Origin of the sequence: Humidesulfovibrio mexicanus, assembly GCF_900188225.1 — a bacterium.
Lineage (GTDB): Bacteria > Desulfobacterota > Desulfovibrionia > Desulfovibrionales > Desulfovibrionaceae > Humidesulfovibrio > Humidesulfovibrio mexicanus.
In genome coordinates, this window is record NZ_FZOC01000006.1 from 96,252 (window position 1) to 115,207 (window position 18,956).

Sequence of the window (18,956 nt, forward strand, 5' to 3'; positions counted from 1 at the left end):
GCTACACGTCCATGCGCTCCTGGTCGCGAGCGCGGATCTCGGCGCGCTTGATCTTGCCGCTGATGGTCTTGGGCAGTTCGCCCACGTACTCGATGATGCGCGGGTACTTGTACGGCGCGGTCACGGCCTTGACGTGGTCCTGCAACTCCTTGGTCAGTTCGTCGCCCGGGGTGAAGCCCGCGGCCAGCACCACCGTGGCCTTGACCGCCATGCCGCGCACGGGGTCGGGCACGCCGGTGACGGCGGCCTCCACCACGGCCGCGTGCGACACCAGCGCGCTTTCCACCTCAAAAGGCCCGATGCGGTAGCCCGAACTCTTGATGAGGTCGTCGGTGCGGCCCAGGAACCAGAAGTAGCCGTCCTCGTCCACCCAGGCTTTGTCTCCGGTGTGGTAGAACCCGCCGCGCACCACCTTGGCCGTGCGCTCGGGCTCGTCCAGGTAGCCGCAGAACAGGCCGGGCACGCCCTTGGTGGTCTGGCCGTCCTTCAGGCGGATGCAGATCTCCCCTTCCTCGCCCGGCGGGCAGGGCTGGTCGTCATCGTTCAGAAGCACGATGTCCCAGCCGGGCATGGGCTTGCCGATGGAGCCGGGCTTGGGCTGCATGAAGGGCAGCGTGCCCACCTGCATGGCGGTTTCCGTCTGGCCGTAGCCTTCGAAAATGGGCAGACCGAGCGTTTTCTGCCAGGCGTGGAACACGGAGTCGTTCAGCAGCTCGCCCGCCGTGGTGCAGTGCCGCAGGTTGGAGAGGTCGAAGGCTTTCAAGTCCTCGCGCACCAGGAAGCGGTAGATGGTGGGCGGGGCGCAAAAGGTGGTGATCTTGTGCTCCGCCATGACGCGCAGCAATTCCGCCGGTTCGAACTTGCCCCGGAAGTCCCACACGAAGATGACGCCCCCGGCGATCCACTGGCCGTAGAACTTGCCCCACACGCTCTTGCCCCAGCCCGTGTCCGACACGGTGAGGTGGATGTCGCCGGGCTCCAGGTCGTGCCAGTAGACGCCGGTGGTCACATGGCCCAGGGGGTAGGTGTGGGCGTGCAGCACCATCTTGGGCATCCCCGTGGTGCCGCTGGAGAAGAAGATGCACATGGGGTCGTCGCCGCCGGGGGTCTCCGCCGTGCGGGGAAAATCCTCCGCGCCGGATTCCAGCAGGGCGTCGAAGTCCTCCCATCCGGCCGGGGCCTTGGCGTGTCCCGTGCCGGAGGGGATGTCGACGAGCAGCTTCAGCGTGGGGCACTTGTGCGCCGCGGCCTCCACCCGTGCGGTGAGCGAGTCCTCGCAGATGACGCAGGACACCTTGGCGAAGTTCACGCGGAACTCGATGTCGTGCGCGGTCAACAGCGAGGGCGAGGGAATGGGCAGCGCGCCGATGCGCGAGAGCGCCAGCATGGTGACCCAGTATTCCAGGCGGCGGTAAAGAATGAGCATGACGCGGTCGCCCTTCTTGACGCCCTTGGCCGCCAGCGCGCTGGCGAGCTTCATGGACTGGCGGCGAAAATAGCCGAAGGAGAGCTCGCGGCGCGCGTGGTCGTTGTCCACATGGATGAGGGCGAGGTCGTCGGGGCCTTCCGCGGCGCGGACATCAAGGAAATCGTAGGCGAAGTTGTATTTTTCCGGCACGTCGAGCCGGTACTGGCTCATGAAGTCGCGGTAGCGGCCGGGGCGGATCTTGTCGAAGCGTTTCACTGTCATGGTGCGGCTCCTCATCCCGGTTCAGAGGATGACGTCGAGGAACACGGCCTGCTTGTCGTCCAGGCCGCGCAGGGCATGTGGGGTCTGCGAGTCGAAGTAGAGGCTGTCGCCGGGATCCAGGGCCAACACGTCCTCGCCCAGGCGCAGCTCCAGGCGGCCTTCCAGCACGTGGATGAACTCCTGCCCGGAGTGGACCACCAGGTTCATGTCCTCCGGCTTCTTGGGCGGCACGGTGATGAGAAACGGCTCCATCTTGCGGCCGGAGAAGCGGTAGGCCAGGGACTTGTAGTCATAATCCTTGCGGCGCTCCACGGAGAGACCCTCGCCATGGCGCACCAGGGAGTAGCCCTTGAGGTGCGGCTCCACGCCGCTGATCAGCACGGTCAGGTCCACGTGGCAGGCCTGCGCCACCTTCATCAGAAAGCCCACGGGGATCTCGGTCTCGCCCGCCTCGTACAGGGCCGCCTGCTCCGGCGTCACGCCGGTCTTGGCGGCCAGGTCCTCAACGCTCATGTCCAGGGCGTCGCGCAGGCCGCGCAAGCGCGGGGCGATGTCCTTGTGTGCCTGTTCCATGTGCATAGCGCTCTTCCGCTCCTTAACGTTTAGACCTTCGGGGGCTCCTGCATGGCCTCGGGGAACATCTTGGCCGCCTGTTCGCGCAGCTTGTACTTCTGGATCTTGCCGCTGGCGGTCATGGGATAGGCCTCCACAAAGGCGATGTACTTGGGAATCTTGTACCGGGCGATCTGTCCCCGGCAAAAGTCCTGCACATCCTCCGGCTCCATGCGCACATCCGGCTTGAGGATGACGAAGGCGCCCACTTCCTCGCCGAACTTGCGGCTGGGCACGCCCACCACCTGCACGTCCAGGAGGCCCTCCATGCGGTAGAGGTACTCCTCGATCTCGCGCGGGTACACGTTCTCGCCGCCGCGGATGATCATGTCCTTGAGCCGCCCGGTGACGGTGACGTAGCCGTCCTCGTCCATGACGCCCAGGTCGCCGGAGTGCAGCCAACCGTCCATGTCGATGGCCTTGGCCGTGGCCTCGGGATTGTTGTAGTAGCCCTTCATGACGTTGTAACCCCGGCAGCAGATCTCGCCCACGACGTTGCGCGGGGACTCCTGGCCGGTCTCCGGGTCTTTTATCATGACCTCGATGGCGGGCATGGCGCGGCCCACCGTCTCGGTCATCTGGCGGATGGAGTCGCCGATGCGGGTCTGGGTCATCACCGGGCTGCCCTCGGTCAGGCCGTAGCAGATGGTGATCTCGCGCATGTTCATCTCGTTCATGGCGCGCTTCATGAACTCTATGGGGCAGGGCGACCCGGCCATGATGCCGGTGCGCAACGAACCGAAGTCGAAGCGCTTGAAGAGCTTGTGCTCCAGCATGGAGATGAACATGGTGGGCACGCCGTACACGGCGGTGCACTTCTCTTCCTCGATGCTCGTCATGGCCATGACCGGATCGAAGTTCTCCAGCAAAACCATGGCGACGCCGTGGTTGATGCAGGCCATGACGCCCAGCACGCAGCCGAAGCAGTGGAACAGCGGCACGGTGAGGCAGAGCCGGTCCTTCTCGGAAAAATGCTGGTTCGCGCCGATCCAGTAGCCGTTGTTGCCGATGTTGTAATGGGTAAGCTGCACGCCCTTGGGAAAGCCCGTGGTGCCGCTGGTGTACTGCATGTTCACCACGTCGTGCGGGGAAAGGCTCTTCTGCCGCGCCTCGTACTCCTCCGGGCCGGTCATGACGCTCATGGCCTGCACCTCGTGCATGGAGTACATGCCGCGGTGCTTCTCGGCCCCAAGGAAGATGACGCGCTTCAGGTGCGGAAAGCGCTCGCACTTGAGGCGGCCGCGCTCCATGGTCTTGAGCTCCGGGGCCAGCTCATACATGGTGCCCACGTAGTCCGTGTCGCGGAAGCCGTCGATGAGCACCAGGTTCTCGCAGTCGCTCTGCTTGAGCAGGTACTCGATCTCGGCCTTGCGGTAGTGGGTGTTCACGGTCAGGAGCACGGCGCCGATCTTGGCCGTGGCGAACATGAGCACCACCCAGTAGGGCACGTTGTTGGCCCAAATGCCGACCTTCTCACCCTTCTTGACGCCAAGGGCCATGAGACCCATGGCCACCTCGTCCACCAGATCGGAGAATTGCCGCCAGGAAAGCCGCAGATCGCGGTCCACGTAGACCACGGCGTCGTGGTTGGGCCACTTGGCGACGGTCTCGTCGAGCAGTTGCCCCAGGGTCGCCTCGCGGGTGGGATTCTCGCGCACCATGGCCTACTCCGGGAAGTAGAGCACGGCGTAGATGCTGGCCGGCCCGTCGCCCGTGGCGGAAAGGTCGTGCGGCACCACGGAGTTGTAGTAGATGCTGTCGCCGGGGCCGAGCACGGTGGTCTCCCGGCCGTAGGTGAGGGTGATCTCGCCGGAGACCACCACGATGAACTCCTCGCCCTCGTGGGACGAAAGCGTCTTTTCCTTGGCCGGCTCCGGATTCATGATGATGAAGAAGGGCTCCATGTGGCGGTCGGTCTTGCCCTTGCCCAGGGAGAAATAGGTATGGCTGGCGGGGGTGCCCCCGTCCTGGTGCATACTGAACTCTTCCTTGCGCTCGCCCAGACGCACAATGAGCGGGTCGCGGCTCACGTGGTCGTCCAGGAAGGTGCCCAGCCGCACGCCCAGGGCGCGGGCGATCTTGAGCAACGGCCCCAGGGAGGGGTACAGGTCCTCGGTCTCCACTGCGGAGAGAAAACTCTCGTCCAGACCGGTGCGCCCGGCCAGGTCGGCCAGGGTCAAATTCTGCTTCTCACGGAACGCGCGTATGCGCTCACCCACTCTCTTGTCCATGCTGCCCCCGTCCACTCCTCGTTCACCCGGTTGACATTCCGCCGCCCTGCGCGGCCCACCATCAGAGTGGCGCGGACACTACCCCATCCTTACGCGAATGTCGACTGCCGACAGCCCTTTGACCGCTGCTCCCGCCGCGGCCAACGCTCCTTGCCAGCCCGAACGGAAGCGTGTAGCCTTGCGCAAGGATCACATTCCACACAGAATCCCACCCGCAAGGGGCAGACCATGAGCGAACCGCACGCCCAGGAACCGCACGCCCAGGTATACCGGCCCGAGGGCGGCAAAACCATCAAGGGGCTTTTCTCCACCCAAACCGTGGAGAAGGTCGGCACCGGCACCACCCAGCGCAAGACCATCAGCAAGATGTACTGGTACTGCGTCCAGGGCGACGACGGCACCGTGGGCGTGCAGGCGCTGAACAAGAACATGGTTCCTGCCGGACCCAGCACCCAGGTGCCCCTGGACGACTTTCTGGCCAAGTACAACCCCGAGCCGGAAATGTACCTGAAAACCGTGTTCCCCAAGATGCGGGAACTGGCCTCCTCCGTCACCCGCGCAGAGGAAAGCCGCCAGCGCGGCGCGCTCTACAGCGCCCAGTTCGAATACGAGAACGCGCTGTCCATCGACGAGGAGAACGTGCGGGCCAACTTCGGCCTGGGCCTCACCTACGTGGAGCGCGGAGAGACCGCCAAGGCCCAGGACATCCTGGGGCGCATCGTCGGGCTTGAGGCGGCCTTCGCCCCGGAGCACAAGCACCTGTTCAACGAGTTCGGCATCTCCCTGCGCAAAAGCCGCATGGTGGACCAGTCCATAGAGTACTACACGCGCGCGCTGGCCCTTACAGCCACGGACGAGAACCTGCACTACAACGTGGCCCGCGCCTATTTCGAAAAGGGCGACACGGAAAAGTGCCGCGAGCACCTGAGCGAGGCCCTGCGCCTGAACCCGGACCACGAAGAAGTCAAAAAATTCCTGGAGTTCCTGGACAAGAAGTAGGCGCGCCATGTTCCAGGCGCCCTCCCGGCACTTTGACCCGCACCTCGCCCTGCCGGGGGTGTGCTTCGCCTGCGCCGCGCACGAAGCTGCTTTTGCCGTTGCGCCGTGCGAAAACTGCGTATAGTAGTACGCCATCTACTCTGCCTCCCTCGCAAGGACGTGCCCCATGAGCCTGGACCGCCACCACCTGCTCTGCCTGCACACGGTCTACGAGGGGCTGCGCCTGGGCCTGTGCGAGTTCTCCGGCCCTTCGCGCGCGGCGCTGGTGTACGCCGACACCCCCGACGAGCCCCTGCGCGTGGTGGACCCGCAAAACCTGCTGCGCGGGCACGAACCCCGCCTGCGGGAATACTTCCTGGACTCGGACGAATGGCGTGCGGGGCTGCCGCGGCCGGAGCTGGTGCGCTTCTTCGACCAGTACCACGCCCGGCGCCTTGGGCTGGCAGGGTTGGTGAGCCTGGGCGGCCGGTCGCACACCGTGGCCTACCAAATGTGGTTCACCGAACGGCACCCGGACCTGTGCTCGCCCGGCCCCACGCGCCGCTGGCTGGAACTGGCCCTGCGCCAGTTCAACACCAGCCTGTGCAGCCATGAAGTGGTCTCCCTGGACGCCACGGCCAACATGCTTCAGGAAATGGCGCCGCTGGCCGTGCGCGATTACATTGTGGACGAGCGAGCCCGGGCCATCGGGCCGGACACGCGGCTGCACGTGTTCAACATCCTCGCGGCCATCATCCAGATATCCAAGACCCCGGAGGAAGGCGCCTGGGCGCGGGGCCGACTGGCCTTTGTGGAGCCCTCGCGACTGCCCAAGGTGCATTTCTTGGCCAAGCTGCCCAAGTCCGAACGCCCCCGCCTGGACCACGGCAAGCACGTGCGCAAGATGCTGCAAAGCGTGGAACGCTCCCGCCGCCTGCTGGTGAGCGACGGGGAAAGCATCATCGGCATGGCCCAGGGCGGCGCGGGAGAATCCGGCCTTTCGGAGCTGCCCCCGGGCAGCCTGTGCGCCATGTTCAACGGCCGCCACGGCCTGCTTTCCCTGGACGGCGGCCCGGTATGCAGCTTCTCCGACGGCGCGTTCCACTCCACCAACCGCCGCCCCAACCTGGTGATGCTGGAGGAAGCGCTCCTGGAATGGCCGCTGGACGATGCCCAGCGCGGCGCGCTGTTCGCCTCGGTGGCGCGGCTGGTGACCGATGCCGGGGAACAGAAATACGGCTGCGCGCTCATCATCGACCCCTACACCCCGCTGCTGTCGCTCTCCGGGCACGCGCTGGAGACGCCCATGCCCCTGGCCGGGGAGGAACGCCTTGCGCTCGCGGCCGGGCTGGCCAGGGTGGACGGGGCCCTGCACCTCTCTGCCGCGCGCAACCAGCTCTGCGCCTTCGCCTGCCTCATGGACGGACCCAGCTTCCCCGGCGAGGACCGCTCGCGCGGAGCGCGCTACAACTCGGCCCTGCGCTTCACCCACTCCCACCCGGAGCTCATCGTGGTGGTGGTTTCCAGCGACAGGCCGGTTTCCGTGGTGCAAAAGGGCGTGGACCTCTCCAAGCCGCCGGTGTGGCCCACGATTCCAAGCCAGCTGCGCCCGCCGCCCACCCTGGAGGAATGGCTCGGCTAATGTCTCGGCATGGCCGACACACCGCCATGCCTTGACTCCCTTCACAGGCCCGGTCAGGCGCTTCGAAAACCTTCCCCTGCACAGCCCAAGGAGCACCATGCGCATACGGCCGGAAACCCCCGCTGACGCCGCGGCCATCCGCGACATCAACATCCGCGCCTTCGCCGATCATCCGGTGAGCAGGCAGACCGAACAGTTCATCGTGGAGGGCCTGCGCCGCGCCGGAGCGCTCAGCGTCTCCCTGGTGGCGGAGGAAGACGGCCGGGCCGTGGGGCACATCGCCTTTTCCCCGGCGCGCATCGCCGGGCGCGACCAGGGCTGGCACCTGCTGGGCCCGCTGGCCGTGCTGCCGGAATGGCAGCGCCGGGGCGTGGGCTCGACCCTCACGGCCGCGGGACTGGACGCCTTGCGCGCCCTGGGCTCGCGGGGCTGCGTGCTGGTGGGCCCGCCGGAGTACTACACGCGCCGGGGCTTCCGCCAGGCCAGCCGACTCGTGTATCCCGGCGTGCCGCCGGAGGTGGTGCTCTGCCTGCCGCTCTCCGGGCCGGAGCCGGAAGGCGAGGTGGCCCACCACCCGGCCTTCGACCTGACCGCAGAGGGACCACTTGACGAACCCGGCCGCCATGGCTTCTAGTGGCCGCTGGCGACACCCGCCCAAAGGGAGCGACGTATGAGCACAATGTCCGGGGCGCGCGTGCCCTTCTACAAGCTGCAGGGCTGCGGCAACGATTTCGTGGCCATGGACAACCGCGTGCTGCGGCTGCCCCAGGAACGCATGGCCGAATGGGCCAGGCGGGTATGCCCGCGCGCCTTCGGCGTGGGGGCCGACGGCCTGTTCTTCCTCGAACCCGCGCCCGCCGGGTCCGGAGCGGACGCCCGCTGGCACTTCTACAACGCCGACGGTTCCCGCGCGGAGATGTGCGGCAACGCCAGCCGTTGCGCGGGTCGGCTCATCCACAGCCTGGGCATGGCGGGCGAACGGCACGTGCTTTTGACCGACGCCGGCCCGGTGGCCATCGCCGTGGACCCGGCCGCCGGACTGGTGAAGGTGCAGCTCACCGCGCCCCGCGACCTAGCCATGGGCATCACGGTCAGCGCGCTGGGACACGAAACCACGGTGCATTGCGTCAACACCGGGGTGCCCCACGCCGTGGTCCTGGTGGACGACGTGGACGAGCAGGACGTGGCGGCCATGGGCCGGGCCCTGCGCTTCCACGAGCGCTTCGCCCCCGCCGGGACCAACGTGAACTTCGTGCAGGTGCTGGACCGCTCGCATACGCGTATGCGCACCTACGAGCGCGGCGTGGAGGCCGAAACCTACGCCTGCGGCACCGGGGCCTGCGCCGTGCAGGTGGTGCTGCACGCCCTTGGCATGGCGGACGCCGAACTGGCCAACACCACCACCGGCGGCGAGGTGCTCACCACCAGCCTGGAGGGCGGCCGGACGTACCTCAAGGGCGCGGCCGAGCTGACCTTCTCCGGCGAGCTGAACGCCGACGCCCTGGGCCTGCCGCTGTCCTAGCGCCCGCATCCGCCACAACCAAAGGCCCTGCGCGCCGCCGGAGCTTTCGGCGCGGCGGGGCCTTTGTCATGTCCGCGCGGTGCGTTCGTTCAGGGCGCGCTCCACGGCCTCGGCCGTGCGGCCAAGCGTCTCGTCCAGGGCGGCCAGGGCCAGCGCCAACTCCTGCGGAGCGCACGCCTCCTGGGCCTCTTCCAGCAGCGCGCGGGCCAGCCCCTCCAGACGCTTGGCCGCCTGGCTGGCGGCCAGGGCGCCAACCGAGGCGCTGGTTCCCTTGAGGGAATGCGCGGCCAGGCGCAGCCCGGCCATGTCGCTTCCGGCCATGGCCCTGGACAGGGCGGCGCGTTTTTCCGGCAGCTCCGCCAAATACAGCTCCACCACCTCGCGCAGCAAATCCTCGTCCCCGCCCAGCGCCTCGGCGGCGGCATCCAAATCAACCAAGGACTCCAACATTGCCTGCTCCTGCCCCCCGGCGCAGTGCGTCCCCGGTCCGGACCGCACGCCCCGGCCCTGGCGGCAGGCCCCTGCCAGGGCGGCGGCCAAATCACGAAAGCCCACCGGCTTGGGCAGATAGCCGTCCATCCCGGCCTCGCGGCACTGCTCCCGGAAGCTGTCCATGGCGTGCGCCGTCATGGCCAACACCGCAACCGCGCGGTTGCGCTCTCCGGCTTCCCCCTGGCGCAGCCTGCGCGTGGCTTCCAGCCCGTCCATGCCGGGCATCTCCACGTCCATGAGCACAACGTCGAAGTCCTCGGCTTCCAGCAGCGCCAGGGCCTCTGTCCCGTTGGCGGCATGGCGCGCGCGGTGGCCCATGCGCGCAAGAAAATTCATGCCGATGACCACGTTGGCCGGGGTGTCCTCGGCCAAGAGCACGCGCAGCGGTTCGCCGGAATACGCGGTTCCCTCCCAACCCTCCTCCGTTCCCGGGGAGGATGTCCCAACGTCCAGAGACAAACGGAAGGGCAGGGCCACGGCAAAACAACTGCCCTTGCCGGACTCGCTTTCCAGCCGGATGTCTCCGCCCATGCTGCGCGCAAGCTGGCGGCAAATGGCCAATCCAAGGCCCGTGCCGCCATAGCGCCGCGTGGTGGAGCTGTCCGCCTGGGTGAAGTTCTCGAACACGATGCGCTGCGCCTCGGGCGGAATGCCGATGCCCGTGTCCCGCACGGAAAACAGCAGCGCGGCGACTCCAGGGGCGCGGGGCGCCTCGGGATCACGCTCCACGGCCACGTCCACCCCGCCCTGGTGCGTGAACTTCAGCGCGTTGCCCACCAGATTGGCGAGAATCTGCCCCAGGCGCGTGGGGTCGCCCAGCAATTCTGCCGGAACATCATCGGCCACGCGCGCCTCCAGCCGAAGGCCCCTGGACGCGGCCTCCAGGCCGGGATGCTCCAGAATGCCGGCCAGCAGTTCGCGCGGTGAAAAGGGAATCTCCTCCAGCGCCAGCCGCCCGGATTCTACGCGGGAGAGGTCCAGCAAGTCGTTGACCAGGCTCAGGAGCATCCGGCCGGACTGCCTGAGCGAGACCAGGAAGCGTCGGCGCTCCGCATCGGATTCGGCCATGCCCGCCAGTTCGGAAAAGCCGAGGATGGCGTTGAGCGGGGTGCGGATCTCGTGGCTCATGCGGGCCAGGAACTCGCTCTTGGCCTGGCTGGCCTTCTCCGCGGCGAGCTTGGCGGAGAGCAGCTCATGCTCCAGGCGCACGCGCTCGGAAATGTCCGTGCCGATGACGCAGACCCGGTCGGGTCGGCCCGCGGAGTCCCGCAGGGGGAACTTGCTGAGCAGCAGGGTCAGCACGCCGCCGCCTGGGCGCGGCAGGTTGGACACCTTGCTGATGGGCTGCCCGCTGGACAGAATCGAGGCGTCCTCTTCCCGCACCGTGCGGGCCAACTCAGGGGGATACATTTCCTCCACGGTGCGGCCGGGCGCCTCCTCGGGCGGGATGACCGACCCGGCCATGCGGCGGCTGGCCACCAGAAAACGGCCATCCCTGTCGCGGATGGCGATGTGCAGGGGCGTGTTGTCCAGAATGCCGCGCAAATGCTCGCTGGTGACGCGCAGATCCTCCTGGGCGCGTTTGATCTCGGTGATGTCCACGGAGGTTTCCAGGCGCACCATGCGGCCGTCCACCCAGCGCATGGCCTGCACACGCACCAGGCTCCAGCCCCCGGTGGCGGGCTCGAGCATCTCGCGCGAGCACACCCCGGCAGGACGGCCGTCCTCCCCCAGCAACGCCTTGCGCGGACATTGGCCGCACCTGGACCTGCCACCGTGCATGGCCGCCCAGCAGGGCCGCCCCACCAGGTCCATCCCCACGCGCTCAAGGGCGGCGCGGTTGGCGTACAAAATGATGTCGGTCTCGGCATCGGCCACGAACAGCGGGTCGTGCTGGCTGTCCAGCACGCGCAGGAAGCGCTCGTTGGCCTCGGCCAGATTGAGTTCGGCCCGTTTGCGCTCGGTAATTTCCGCGGCGAAGCCCTGGATGCCCACGATGCGCCCGGCCTCGTCGCGCTGGGCCAGCGCCGCGATGGTGGTCCAGAAACTGCTGCCGTCCCGGCGAACGCCCTCAACCTCCATGCCGCTGACCTGGCCCTTTTCCGCCAGCGTGGCGAGAAGGGCCTCGCGTTCCGCCGGGCGGGCGTAAATTTGCCCGCCGATGTCCCCGATCTCCGAGCGCATGTGGTCGAAGCTCTCGTAACCGAACATGCGCGCCAGCGCGGCATTGGCCTCCACAAAACGCCCGGCCGCCGTGGTCACGAAGTATCCCGCCACGGAGTTCTCCAGGATCAGGCGCTCCTTGCGGCCCGCCTCGCGCAGGGCCTCGGTGGAGGCCTCCAGGGACGCGGCCATGCTGTCCACCCCCTGGGCCAGCAGGGCCAGTTCGTCGGAGCCGCGGCGGTTGATGCGGTGGGAAAGCTCGCCCTCGGCCAGGCGGCGGGTGGCTTCAAGAATGTCGTGGGCCGGGGCCACAATGCTGCGGCGGGCGAAAAGCGCCGCGCCGACAAGCCCCAGCAGCCCGGCCAACGCAAGGCCGACGTAGCTGCGCCGCGCGCTGGACCTGGCCGGAGAGAGCGCCTCCGACATCGGCACGCCCACCCGGACAAACAGCTCGCGGCCCGGCTGGTCCGACAGCAGAGTGTAGGCGCAAATGCGCCGCACCCCGTCCGGATCCAGTTCCTCGTGCACACGCTCGCCCCCAAGCACGCGCGCCATGCGCGCAGCGGCCTCCTCGGTGGGGGCCTGCCCCATGCCACGCAGCAGCGGCGCGGGATGCCTGGCCTGGACGCGACCATCGGCGGCCACCACCTCGGCCACCGCCCCAGGCGGCAGCCACTGCCCCAGGGCCATCTGCCCAAACCAGCCGTAGTCCGCCTCCAGGGCCAGCACGCCCCCGCTGTCCGGCTCGCCGCCGCGTCCTGACCGCACGAGGCAGGCCATGACCAGCATGGGCGGCCCTTCGCCGTCCCGGGCCAAGGGGCGGCCGACAACGCAGTCCGGCCAGCGCCGCGCATCGAGAAACCAGGACTGGCCCCGCACATCGGCGCGTGCATCGGCCGGGCGGGAGGTGGCCAGCAAACGCCCGGAGGCGTTGTACAGGGAGCACACCGCCAAACCGGGCAGAGCGCGGACCACCTCGCGCAGCAGCGGGGTCGCCTCCCGGGCCGAACGCGGCGTCCGTATCTGGGACACATGGGAAATGCCGTCCAGCAGCTGGCGCATCCAGACCAGACGCTCCCGGCCCTGGCCTGCAAGGGATTCGGACAGCCCGATGACCCCGTTGGCCGCCTCGGTGCGCAGATGCTCCCGCAGTTCCAGATTCTGCGCCACAGCCACCAGCACCGCGGGCGAAAGCGCCAACAGGATCACCAGCGTCAGGCGGACGGCGAGACTCGACGGGAGAATGGACTTCACATGCTTCCCCGATGCGGAGCGGCGGGCTCCATGGGGCGGAGCTATCAGCATGGCGGACTGCGCACAACAAGGGTGGGCAAAAATACGTAGTGGCATCCACCGGCCTCCGGCCAGGGGAGGCGCGCGCCCGGCCTGGACCAGCAGGGCCGCGCGTGCTAGTGGTCCAGTCCGATGGCGGCCGCAAGGCCATTCCCCAGCAGAACGATCCAGGGTGCCCATGGACGCAGAGACCGATACGTCGCGGCGCGGCCTTCCCGACGCCGAACACCAGCGCTACGGGCGCATCTTCGTGGCGCTCGGCCTGGCCGGAACCCTGTTCCTGGCCGGGCAGGGCCTGCGTTGGTGGCAGGAGCACCGCCGCGCCGAAAGCATGGCCCAGACCCTGCACGAGGTCTACCGCCGCGCGCTCAACGCCGATCCGGGGCGTTCGCCCTACGGCCGCCTGCAGTTCGAGTTGGGCAAGCTCAAGGCCCAGTCCGCCCAGCGCCTGGACATGGTGGAGCTTCTGGCCGCGCTATCGCGCCTCGCGCCGGAGGGCGTGCGCATCCGCGAGGTGTCCATGGCCACGGCCAGCGGGGTCGCCACGGGTCTTGCCGCCACGCCAGAGGATCTCCGGCGCTATCAGGCGACCCTGGCGGCCGAGGCCTATTTCGACATCTCCCTCGCCAAGGCCGACATGCTCGCCCGGCCAGTGCGTTTCGAGCTGGAGATCAAGGCGCGCGACCGCGCCGCCCCGCCGGGGGAGGACCAGTGAGCTTCCCGAACGGCCCCTGGCGCGCCGTGGCCCGGCTCGCCCATCTGCCCGCCGCCGCCCAGCGCAGGCTGTGGCGGACCATCCTCTGCGGCTGGGCCCTTGCGCTGCTGGGCGCCTGGGCCGGGCTCTCGGCCTTCACCCGCATGGAGGAAAAGCAGGTGGACGAGCTTGGGCAGACGTACATGAGCGTGGCGCCGCTTGCGGCGGAAGTCATGGACCTGCGCCAACGCCGGGGCCAGCTGGAAGGCCAGCCGCCCCTGCTTGCGGCCGAGCGGGTTGCGCGGAGCGCGGGCATAGGCCCGGAGCGCCTCGCCCTCACCCCGGTCCAGCAGCCGGACGGCGTCCAGAGGCTTTCCCTGCGCGCCCAGGCCCTCACCCTGCCGGAGCTGGTGGGCCTGCTGCGCGACCTGAACGTGGAGGCCGGGCTCGGCACCGTGTCCGCGCACATGGCGCCCACGCCGGAAATGGACGACCGCATGGACCTGGACCTGGTCCTCGCGCGATAGGAACCGCACATGCCCGAAGCCCCCCCCCCCACCCGGAATCCCGGCACAGCGCGCGCACTCACCGGAGCGGGCCTGGCCGCGCTGGCCGCAGGCCTGCTGGCCGGGCTCGTGCTCTTTCTTCCCTGGGACACGGTGTGGGACCAGCTGCTGCGCCGCTGGGCCGAGGGCCTGCGTCCGGCGCGCATCTCGTGGCAAAGCGTGGACCGCGCCGGGCCGCTGGGCTTCCGCGTCAACGGCTTCGTGGCCGAGGGGCCGGGCTGGCCGGTTTCGCCCCGCGCCCAATGGCTGGAGGTGCGCCTGGGGGTAAGCCCCCTGCTGACCATCCGCGCGAACACCGGCGGCCGCGACATGCGCCTGGTGCTGCTGGACACCGGGGATTTCGACCTGGACGGGGCGGCCAACCTGGCCTGCCTGGGGCGGCTCGACATCCTGGGCAGCGTGGACCTGCGGGCCGAGGGCCGCTTTCTGCGCGGCAAAGATGCGCTGGAAAAGGGCTTCATCGAACTGCGCGGCAAGGCGTTGCAACTGCCCGGCGGCCTGTGGCTGGGCGATGCGGCCCTGGCCCTTGAGTACCGCGAGGGCGCGCTGCGCATCCGCAGTTTTTCCCTGCGGGAGCCGGTGCAGGTGCGGGCCGAGGGCACGGCGGCCGTGCGCCGGGGCGCGCTGCTGGCCTCGCCCTACACGGTCTCGGGAGAAATATTGCGCGGCCGCGACAGCGTAAGCTTCCAGGCCCAGGGCGTGCTGGGCGACTTCCTGGGCGACACCGCCCTGCCGGAGTGATTTGCCCTGTGCGAAGAAAACGGCTAGAGGCCAACACGAGCCGGAGCACACCGCGCGCAATCCGGCCGGGCACCCCCCAAGAGGCTCAAGGCAGGGCATGAACCCCGACGCGACCACCAGCACCAGCCGCTTCAGGCTCCTGGACGAACGCCCGGACTTCCGGGCGGACTGGCGGCATCTCGTCCTGCTGGCTGCGGCGGGCTTCCTCGTCACCCTGGCCGTGCGCCTGCTGGAAGCCCCCGCCTGGAACTCCCCGGCCTTCATGGTCCAGGGCGAGCGCATCCTTTCCACCCACGACGCTTACTGCTGGCTGGCCGGGGCCAAGGGCATCGGCGAATACGCGCACTTCGGCATGGCCGCCCTGGCCCGGCTGCTGGCTTCCGTCTCCGGGCAGCCGCTGTGGTCGGTGGCGTTCTGGACGCCGCCCGTCCTGGGCTCGCTCACCGCAGTGGCGACCGGCCTGTGGGGCTGGCTTTTGGCCGGACGCCGCGCCGCCATCCTGCCCGGCCTCATCGGCGCGCTGGCCCCGGCCTACGCCTACCGCACGCGCCTCGGCTATTTCGACTCCGACCCCTTCACCCTGCTGATGCCCCTGCTTCTGGCGCTGTTCCTGGCCCTGCTGCTGCGGCCCTGCCTGCCGCAGCAATGGCTGCCCAACGAAGAGGAGCGCACAGCGCCCCCGGCCATGCCCGCAGCCATGCCCTGGCTGGCCCTGGGCTTCGGCCTGCTTGCGCGGGTGGCGCATTTCGCCCATGACGACATCCACGCCCTGGGCGTGGGGCTGCTGTGGCTGGCCCTGGCCCTGGGCGCTGCCCTGGCCCTGCCCGGACGCCGCGCGGCGCTCTTGCGCCTGCTGGCCATCTACGCCCTGGCCGCCTACGCCGGGCCGCGCCGCTTCGGCGCAGAAGTATTCCAGCTGGGCCTTTCGGACCTGCCGGGCCTGGGCCTGGCCGCCACGGCGGCCTGGCTGGCCGCACGCAAGCCCGCCGCCCTGGCCCGCTGGAACGACTCGCCCTGGGCCTGGCTTGCGGCTTTCGCCGCCCTTGCGGCCGTCTGCGGACTGCTGCTGCCCGTGGACGCCTTGTGGACCAAGGCCCTCAGCTACTTCAAGCCGTTCTCGGACTCCGGCCTGCCCCGGCTGGCCTCCGGCGAGGATCCGCCCAGCTACCCCGGCATCACCCAAAGCATCCGCGAAGCCAGAAACGTGGCCGACCTGGCCCTGTTCTTCGACGGGACATCGTTTTCCCAGGCGGGCGGCGCGGCAGGGCTGCTGGGCATGGCCTTCCTGCTGTCCCGGCGGCCGCTCTTTATCCTGCTCTTGCCCCTTGCCGTGCTGGCCTTCGCCAGCCTGCGCATGGGCACGCGCTTCGCCATGTTCGGCGGTCCACTCTTCGCCCTGGGCCTGGGGACGGGCGCATACTGGCTCACCAGCGCCCTGGTCCTCCGCCTGGGCCTTTCCCCCCGCTGGCCGGTGCGCATCCAGGCCGCCCTGGCCGCGCTCATCGTGCTGGCGTCCTATGCGCCCAGGTACGCCGAGACGCGCCCCACCCCGGTGCTCACCGCGCCCCACGCGCAGGCCCTTTTGAGCCTGCGCCAGGACACGCCGCCGGACGCGCGCCTGTGGACCTGGTGGGACTACGGCTATGCGGCCCAGTATTTCGCCGAACGCGCCACGCCCATCGACGGCGGCCGCCACGCCGGGCGCGACGTGTTTCCCACGGCTCTCGCCCTCACCACGGACAGCTTCCGCCAGGCGGCGCGGGTCATCCTGCTCTCCGCGGGGCTGCCCGGCACGCCTGGCCGCGCCGACGGGCTGGTCCGCCGCTGGGACGCCATGCCCGCCCTGGCCGTGCGCCACGACATCTCCGCCCTTCGGAATGACGGACGCCCCGTGCCCGCCTGCCCGCCCCAGTATTTGCTGGTGAGCTGGGAAAACATCCCCCTGCTGTACTGGATCAGCTTCTACGGCTCCTGGGACGTGGTGGGCGGCGGCGGCCGCCACGCCTCGGTGATGCAGGTGGCCGAAGCGCTGAACGTGGACACGCGCACGGGTATGCTCAAGGTCAAAAGTCGGCGCAAGCCACTGCCCCTGGCCAGCGCGCAGGTGCTGGGCGCTGGCGGCCCCAGGCCCATCGGCATTCCCCCGCGCAAGGACGGGGCGCATCTGCTCATCAACGAAGCAAATCGCCAGGCCCTGCTCCTGGACGACATGGCGTACAACAGCATGGCCGTGCAGCTGCTGGTGGGCGACCCGACCCGGCCCGAGCAGTCGCGTTACTTCAAACTTCTGCACGAGGGCTTTCCCCTGGTGCGCATCTACCAAGTCCTGCCCGGCCCAAACGGCGTCAACGGGCAGGCGAAGGTCTCGCCGCAATGAGCATTCCCTTCATCGATCTGAAGACCCAGTACGCCCGCATTGCGGGCAAAGTGGACCAGAACCTGCGCGCCGTGCTCGAATCCGGCGCGTTCATCAACGGCCCGGACGTGTCCAGGCTGGAGAAGCGCCTGGCCGAATACTGCGGCACGCGGCACGCCGTGGGCTGCGCTTCCGGCACGGACGCCCTCATGATGGCCCTCATGGCCCTTGGCGTGGGCCCGGGCGATGCGGTGTTCTGCCCGCCCTTCACCTTCATGGCCACGGCCGAGGTGGTGGCGCTTCTGGGCGCGACCCCGGTGTTCGTGGACATCGACCCCGTGACCTACAACATGGACCCCGAACGCCTGCAAGAGGCCGTGCGCGCCGTGGAGGCCGACGACCCCGCCATCCACCCCCTGCCCGCGCACACGGCCAGGCTGACGCCCAAGGCCGTGATCCCGGTGGACCTCTTCGGCCTCTTGGCCGACTACTCCGCCCTGCTGAGCGTGGCCGCCGCGCACGGGCTCCTTGTGGTGGAGGACGCGGCCCAGGCCTTTGGCGCAACCGTGGAGATGGACGGCGCAACGCGGCGCGCCTGCTCCTTCGGACAGATCGCCTGCACGTCCTTCTTCCCGGCCAAGCCGCTGGGCTGCTACGGCGACGGCGGGGCCTGCTTCACCGACGACGACGAGCTTTTGACCCTGCTGCAGTCCGTGCGTGTGCACGGCCAAGGCGCGGACAAGTACCAGAACGTGCGCCTGGGCATCACCGGCCGCCTGGACACCATGCAGGCGGCGGTGCTGCTGGCCAAGCTGGACATCTTCGACGAGGAGGTGGCCCTGCGCCAGCAGGTGGCCAAGCGCTACGCCGAGCTTCTTGGCGGCATCGACGGGCTGACCCTGCCCACCGTGCCCGCCGGACGCGTAAGCGTGTTCGCCCAGTACAGCATCCAGGCCTCCTCGGCCGCGCACCGCAGCGATCTCATGGACCACCTGGGACGCGAGGGCGTGCCCACCAGCATCTACTACCCCGTGCCCCTGCACCTGCAGCCCGCCTACGCCAACCTGGGCTACGCGCCCGGCTCCATGCCCGTAAGCGAGGCCGTTGCCGCACGCATCTTCAGCATCCCCATGCACCCCTACCTCACGGCCGAGGCGCAGGAACACATCGCCGAGGTCCTGGCAAGCTAGGAGCGGAGGGACGGCCTTGAGAAACATCTGGCGCGCGCTGCCCCGGCTGGCCCTGCCCGCCGCCGTGGGCCTGGGGCTGGCGTATGTGGTCACGGGCTTTGCGCCCAGGCCACAAGGCGCCTTGCGCCCGCCGGAGGAACTGCGCGCCAAAGGCCTGGCCATGGCCGAGGAATCGCCCGTGCGGGCCATTCTGGAGCGCAACGTGCTGCGCTTGGAAAGCCCGCCCTTCGCCCCGCCGGACATTCCGCTGCCGCCCCCGGCCGAACCCGCGCCCGAGGCCGCCGCCCTGAACCGCCCGCCCGCGCCCGAGGGCGCGTCCAATGCCACCGCCCCGGCGGGTGCGGCCAACGCCGCAAGCACGCCGGGGCAGCCGGGGACGGACGGCCAGAGCGCCGCCTTCGCCCCGCTGGAGCCCCTGCTTTTGCCCATGGCCGACAAGAACAGGAAGCGCCATGCCCTGTCCGGCGGCGCCAGCGTGCTGGGGTTCGTGGCCGCGCCGCAAAACGTCCCGCCCGGCCTGGAGGGCTTCCGGCTGGTGGCCGTCATGGCCGGGGCCAGGCCCGCGGCGATGTTTCTGGTGGACGGCGTGCCCCTGACCCTGCACCCCGGCGGCCAGGCCAAGGGCTGGACCCTGGAGGCCGTGGAGCGCGGCCGGGTGCTTCTGCGCAAGAACGGACAGGTCCGCGCCCTGGCGCTGAACGGAGCCGCCGGACCGGCCTCCCCGACGCCCGGCGGCCCCTAAACAAACGCCGCGCCCGGCCGATGAGTCTGCGGACCCGGCGCCGC

The 18,956-nt window shown here is 69.2% G+C and carries 15 protein-coding genes; 10 read left to right on the plus strand and 5 right to left on the minus strand.

The window, feature by feature from the left end; genetic code table 11:
* Nucleotide 1: 1 nt before the first annotated feature.
* From CHB73_RS12710 to CHB73_RS12725, 4 genes are read right to left on the minus strand one after another with little or no spacing between them, the layout of a single operon-like run.
* Nucleotides 2-1,690, minus strand: a complete 1,689-nt coding sequence (locus CHB73_RS12710) for an AMP-binding protein (RefSeq protein WP_089274974.1) — start codon at nt 1,688-1,690, stop codon at nt 2-4.
* 21 nt (nt 1,691-1,711) lie between these two features.
* A complete protein-coding gene (locus CHB73_RS12715) occupies nt 1,712-2,263 on the minus strand; it encodes a helix-turn-helix domain-containing protein (RefSeq protein ID WP_407656630.1) in 552 nt (183 codons plus the stop codon).
* 29 nt (nt 2,264-2,292) lie between these two features.
* Nucleotides 2,293-3,963, minus strand: a complete 1,671-nt coding sequence (locus CHB73_RS12720; protein WP_089274976.1) for an AMP-binding protein — start codon at nt 3,961-3,963, stop codon at nt 2,293-2,295.
* Between the two features lie 3 nt (nt 3,964-3,966).
* Nucleotides 3,967-4,533 (minus strand): helix-turn-helix domain-containing protein, encoded by a 567-nt coding sequence (locus tag CHB73_RS12725; protein ID WP_089274977.1) that lies wholly within the window; start codon nt 4,531-4,533, stop codon nt 3,967-3,969.
* 228 nt (nt 4,534-4,761) lie between these two features.
* Between CHB73_RS12725 and CHB73_RS12730 the strand changes: the two genes are divergently transcribed.
* The 4 genes from CHB73_RS12730 to dapF all read left to right on the plus strand — a co-directional run bounded on the left by CHB73_RS12730 (nt 4,762) and on the right by dapF (nt 8,675).
* Nucleotides 4,762-5,532, plus strand: coding sequence for a tetratricopeptide repeat protein (locus tag CHB73_RS12730; protein WP_089274978.1), 771 nt, complete (start codon nt 4,762-4,764; stop codon nt 5,530-5,532).
* 166 nt (nt 5,533-5,698) lie between these two features.
* Nucleotides 5,699-7,153: a DNA integrity scanning protein DisA nucleotide-binding domain protein gene (locus CHB73_RS12735; protein ID WP_089274979.1), complete on the plus strand. Its 1,455-nt coding sequence runs from the start codon at nt 5,699-5,701 to the stop codon at nt 7,151-7,153.
* Between the two features lie 97 nt (nt 7,154-7,250).
* Nucleotides 7,251-7,787, plus strand: a complete 537-nt coding sequence (locus tag CHB73_RS12740) for a GNAT family N-acetyltransferase (RefSeq protein ID WP_089274980.1) — start codon at nt 7,251-7,253, stop codon at nt 7,785-7,787.
* Nucleotides 7,788-7,832: 45 nt separating this feature from the next.
* Entirely contained in the window at nt 7,833-8,675 is an 843-nt protein-coding gene (gene dapF / locus CHB73_RS12745) for a diaminopimelate epimerase (RefSeq protein ID WP_089275078.1), read from the plus strand.
* A gap of 66 nt (nt 8,676-8,741) precedes the next feature.
* On the opposite strand, the gene CHB73_RS12750 is transcribed toward dapF, so the two are convergent.
* On the minus strand, nt 8,742-12,584 hold the full coding sequence (locus CHB73_RS12750; protein ID WP_089274981.1) for a PAS domain S-box protein: 3,843 nt from the start codon (nt 12,582-12,584) through the stop codon (nt 8,742-8,744).
* Between the two features lie 217 nt (nt 12,585-12,801).
* Between CHB73_RS12750 and CHB73_RS12755 the strand changes: the two genes are divergently transcribed.
* From CHB73_RS12755 to CHB73_RS12780, 6 genes are all read left to right on the plus strand, one after another.
* Nucleotides 12,802-13,338 (plus strand): hypothetical protein, encoded by a 537-nt coding sequence (locus tag CHB73_RS12755; protein WP_089274982.1) that lies wholly within the window; start codon nt 12,802-12,804, stop codon nt 13,336-13,338.
* Nucleotides 13,335-13,844 carry a hypothetical protein gene (locus CHB73_RS12760; RefSeq protein ID WP_089274983.1) on the plus strand — a complete coding sequence of 170 codons (510 nt, stop codon included), beginning with the start codon at nt 13,335-13,337 and terminating at the stop codon, nt 13,842-13,844. Before CHB73_RS12755 ends, CHB73_RS12760 begins: the two co-directional genes overlap by 4 nt.
* 9 nt (nt 13,845-13,853) lie before the next feature.
* Nucleotides 13,854-14,624: a hypothetical protein gene (locus tag CHB73_RS12765; protein WP_089274984.1), complete on the plus strand. Its 771-nt coding sequence runs from the start codon at nt 13,854-13,856 to the stop codon at nt 14,622-14,624.
* 97 nt (nt 14,625-14,721) lie between these two features.
* The gene (locus tag CHB73_RS12770; protein WP_089274985.1) at nt 14,722-17,001 is read left to right on the plus strand and encodes an STT3 domain-containing protein; all 2,280 of its coding nucleotides are present in this window, start codon (nt 14,722-14,724) and stop codon (nt 16,999-17,001) included.
* Nucleotides 16,998-18,170, plus strand: a complete 1,173-nt coding sequence (locus tag CHB73_RS12775; RefSeq protein WP_089274986.1) for a DegT/DnrJ/EryC1/StrS family aminotransferase — start codon at nt 16,998-17,000, stop codon at nt 18,168-18,170. Before CHB73_RS12770 ends, CHB73_RS12775 begins: the two co-directional genes overlap by 4 nt.
* Before the next feature lie 16 nt (nt 18,171-18,186).
* On the plus strand, nt 18,187-18,912 hold the full coding sequence (locus CHB73_RS12780; protein WP_089274987.1) for a hypothetical protein: 726 nt from the start codon (nt 18,187-18,189) through the stop codon (nt 18,910-18,912).
* Nucleotides 18,913-18,956 lie beyond the last annotated feature (44 nt).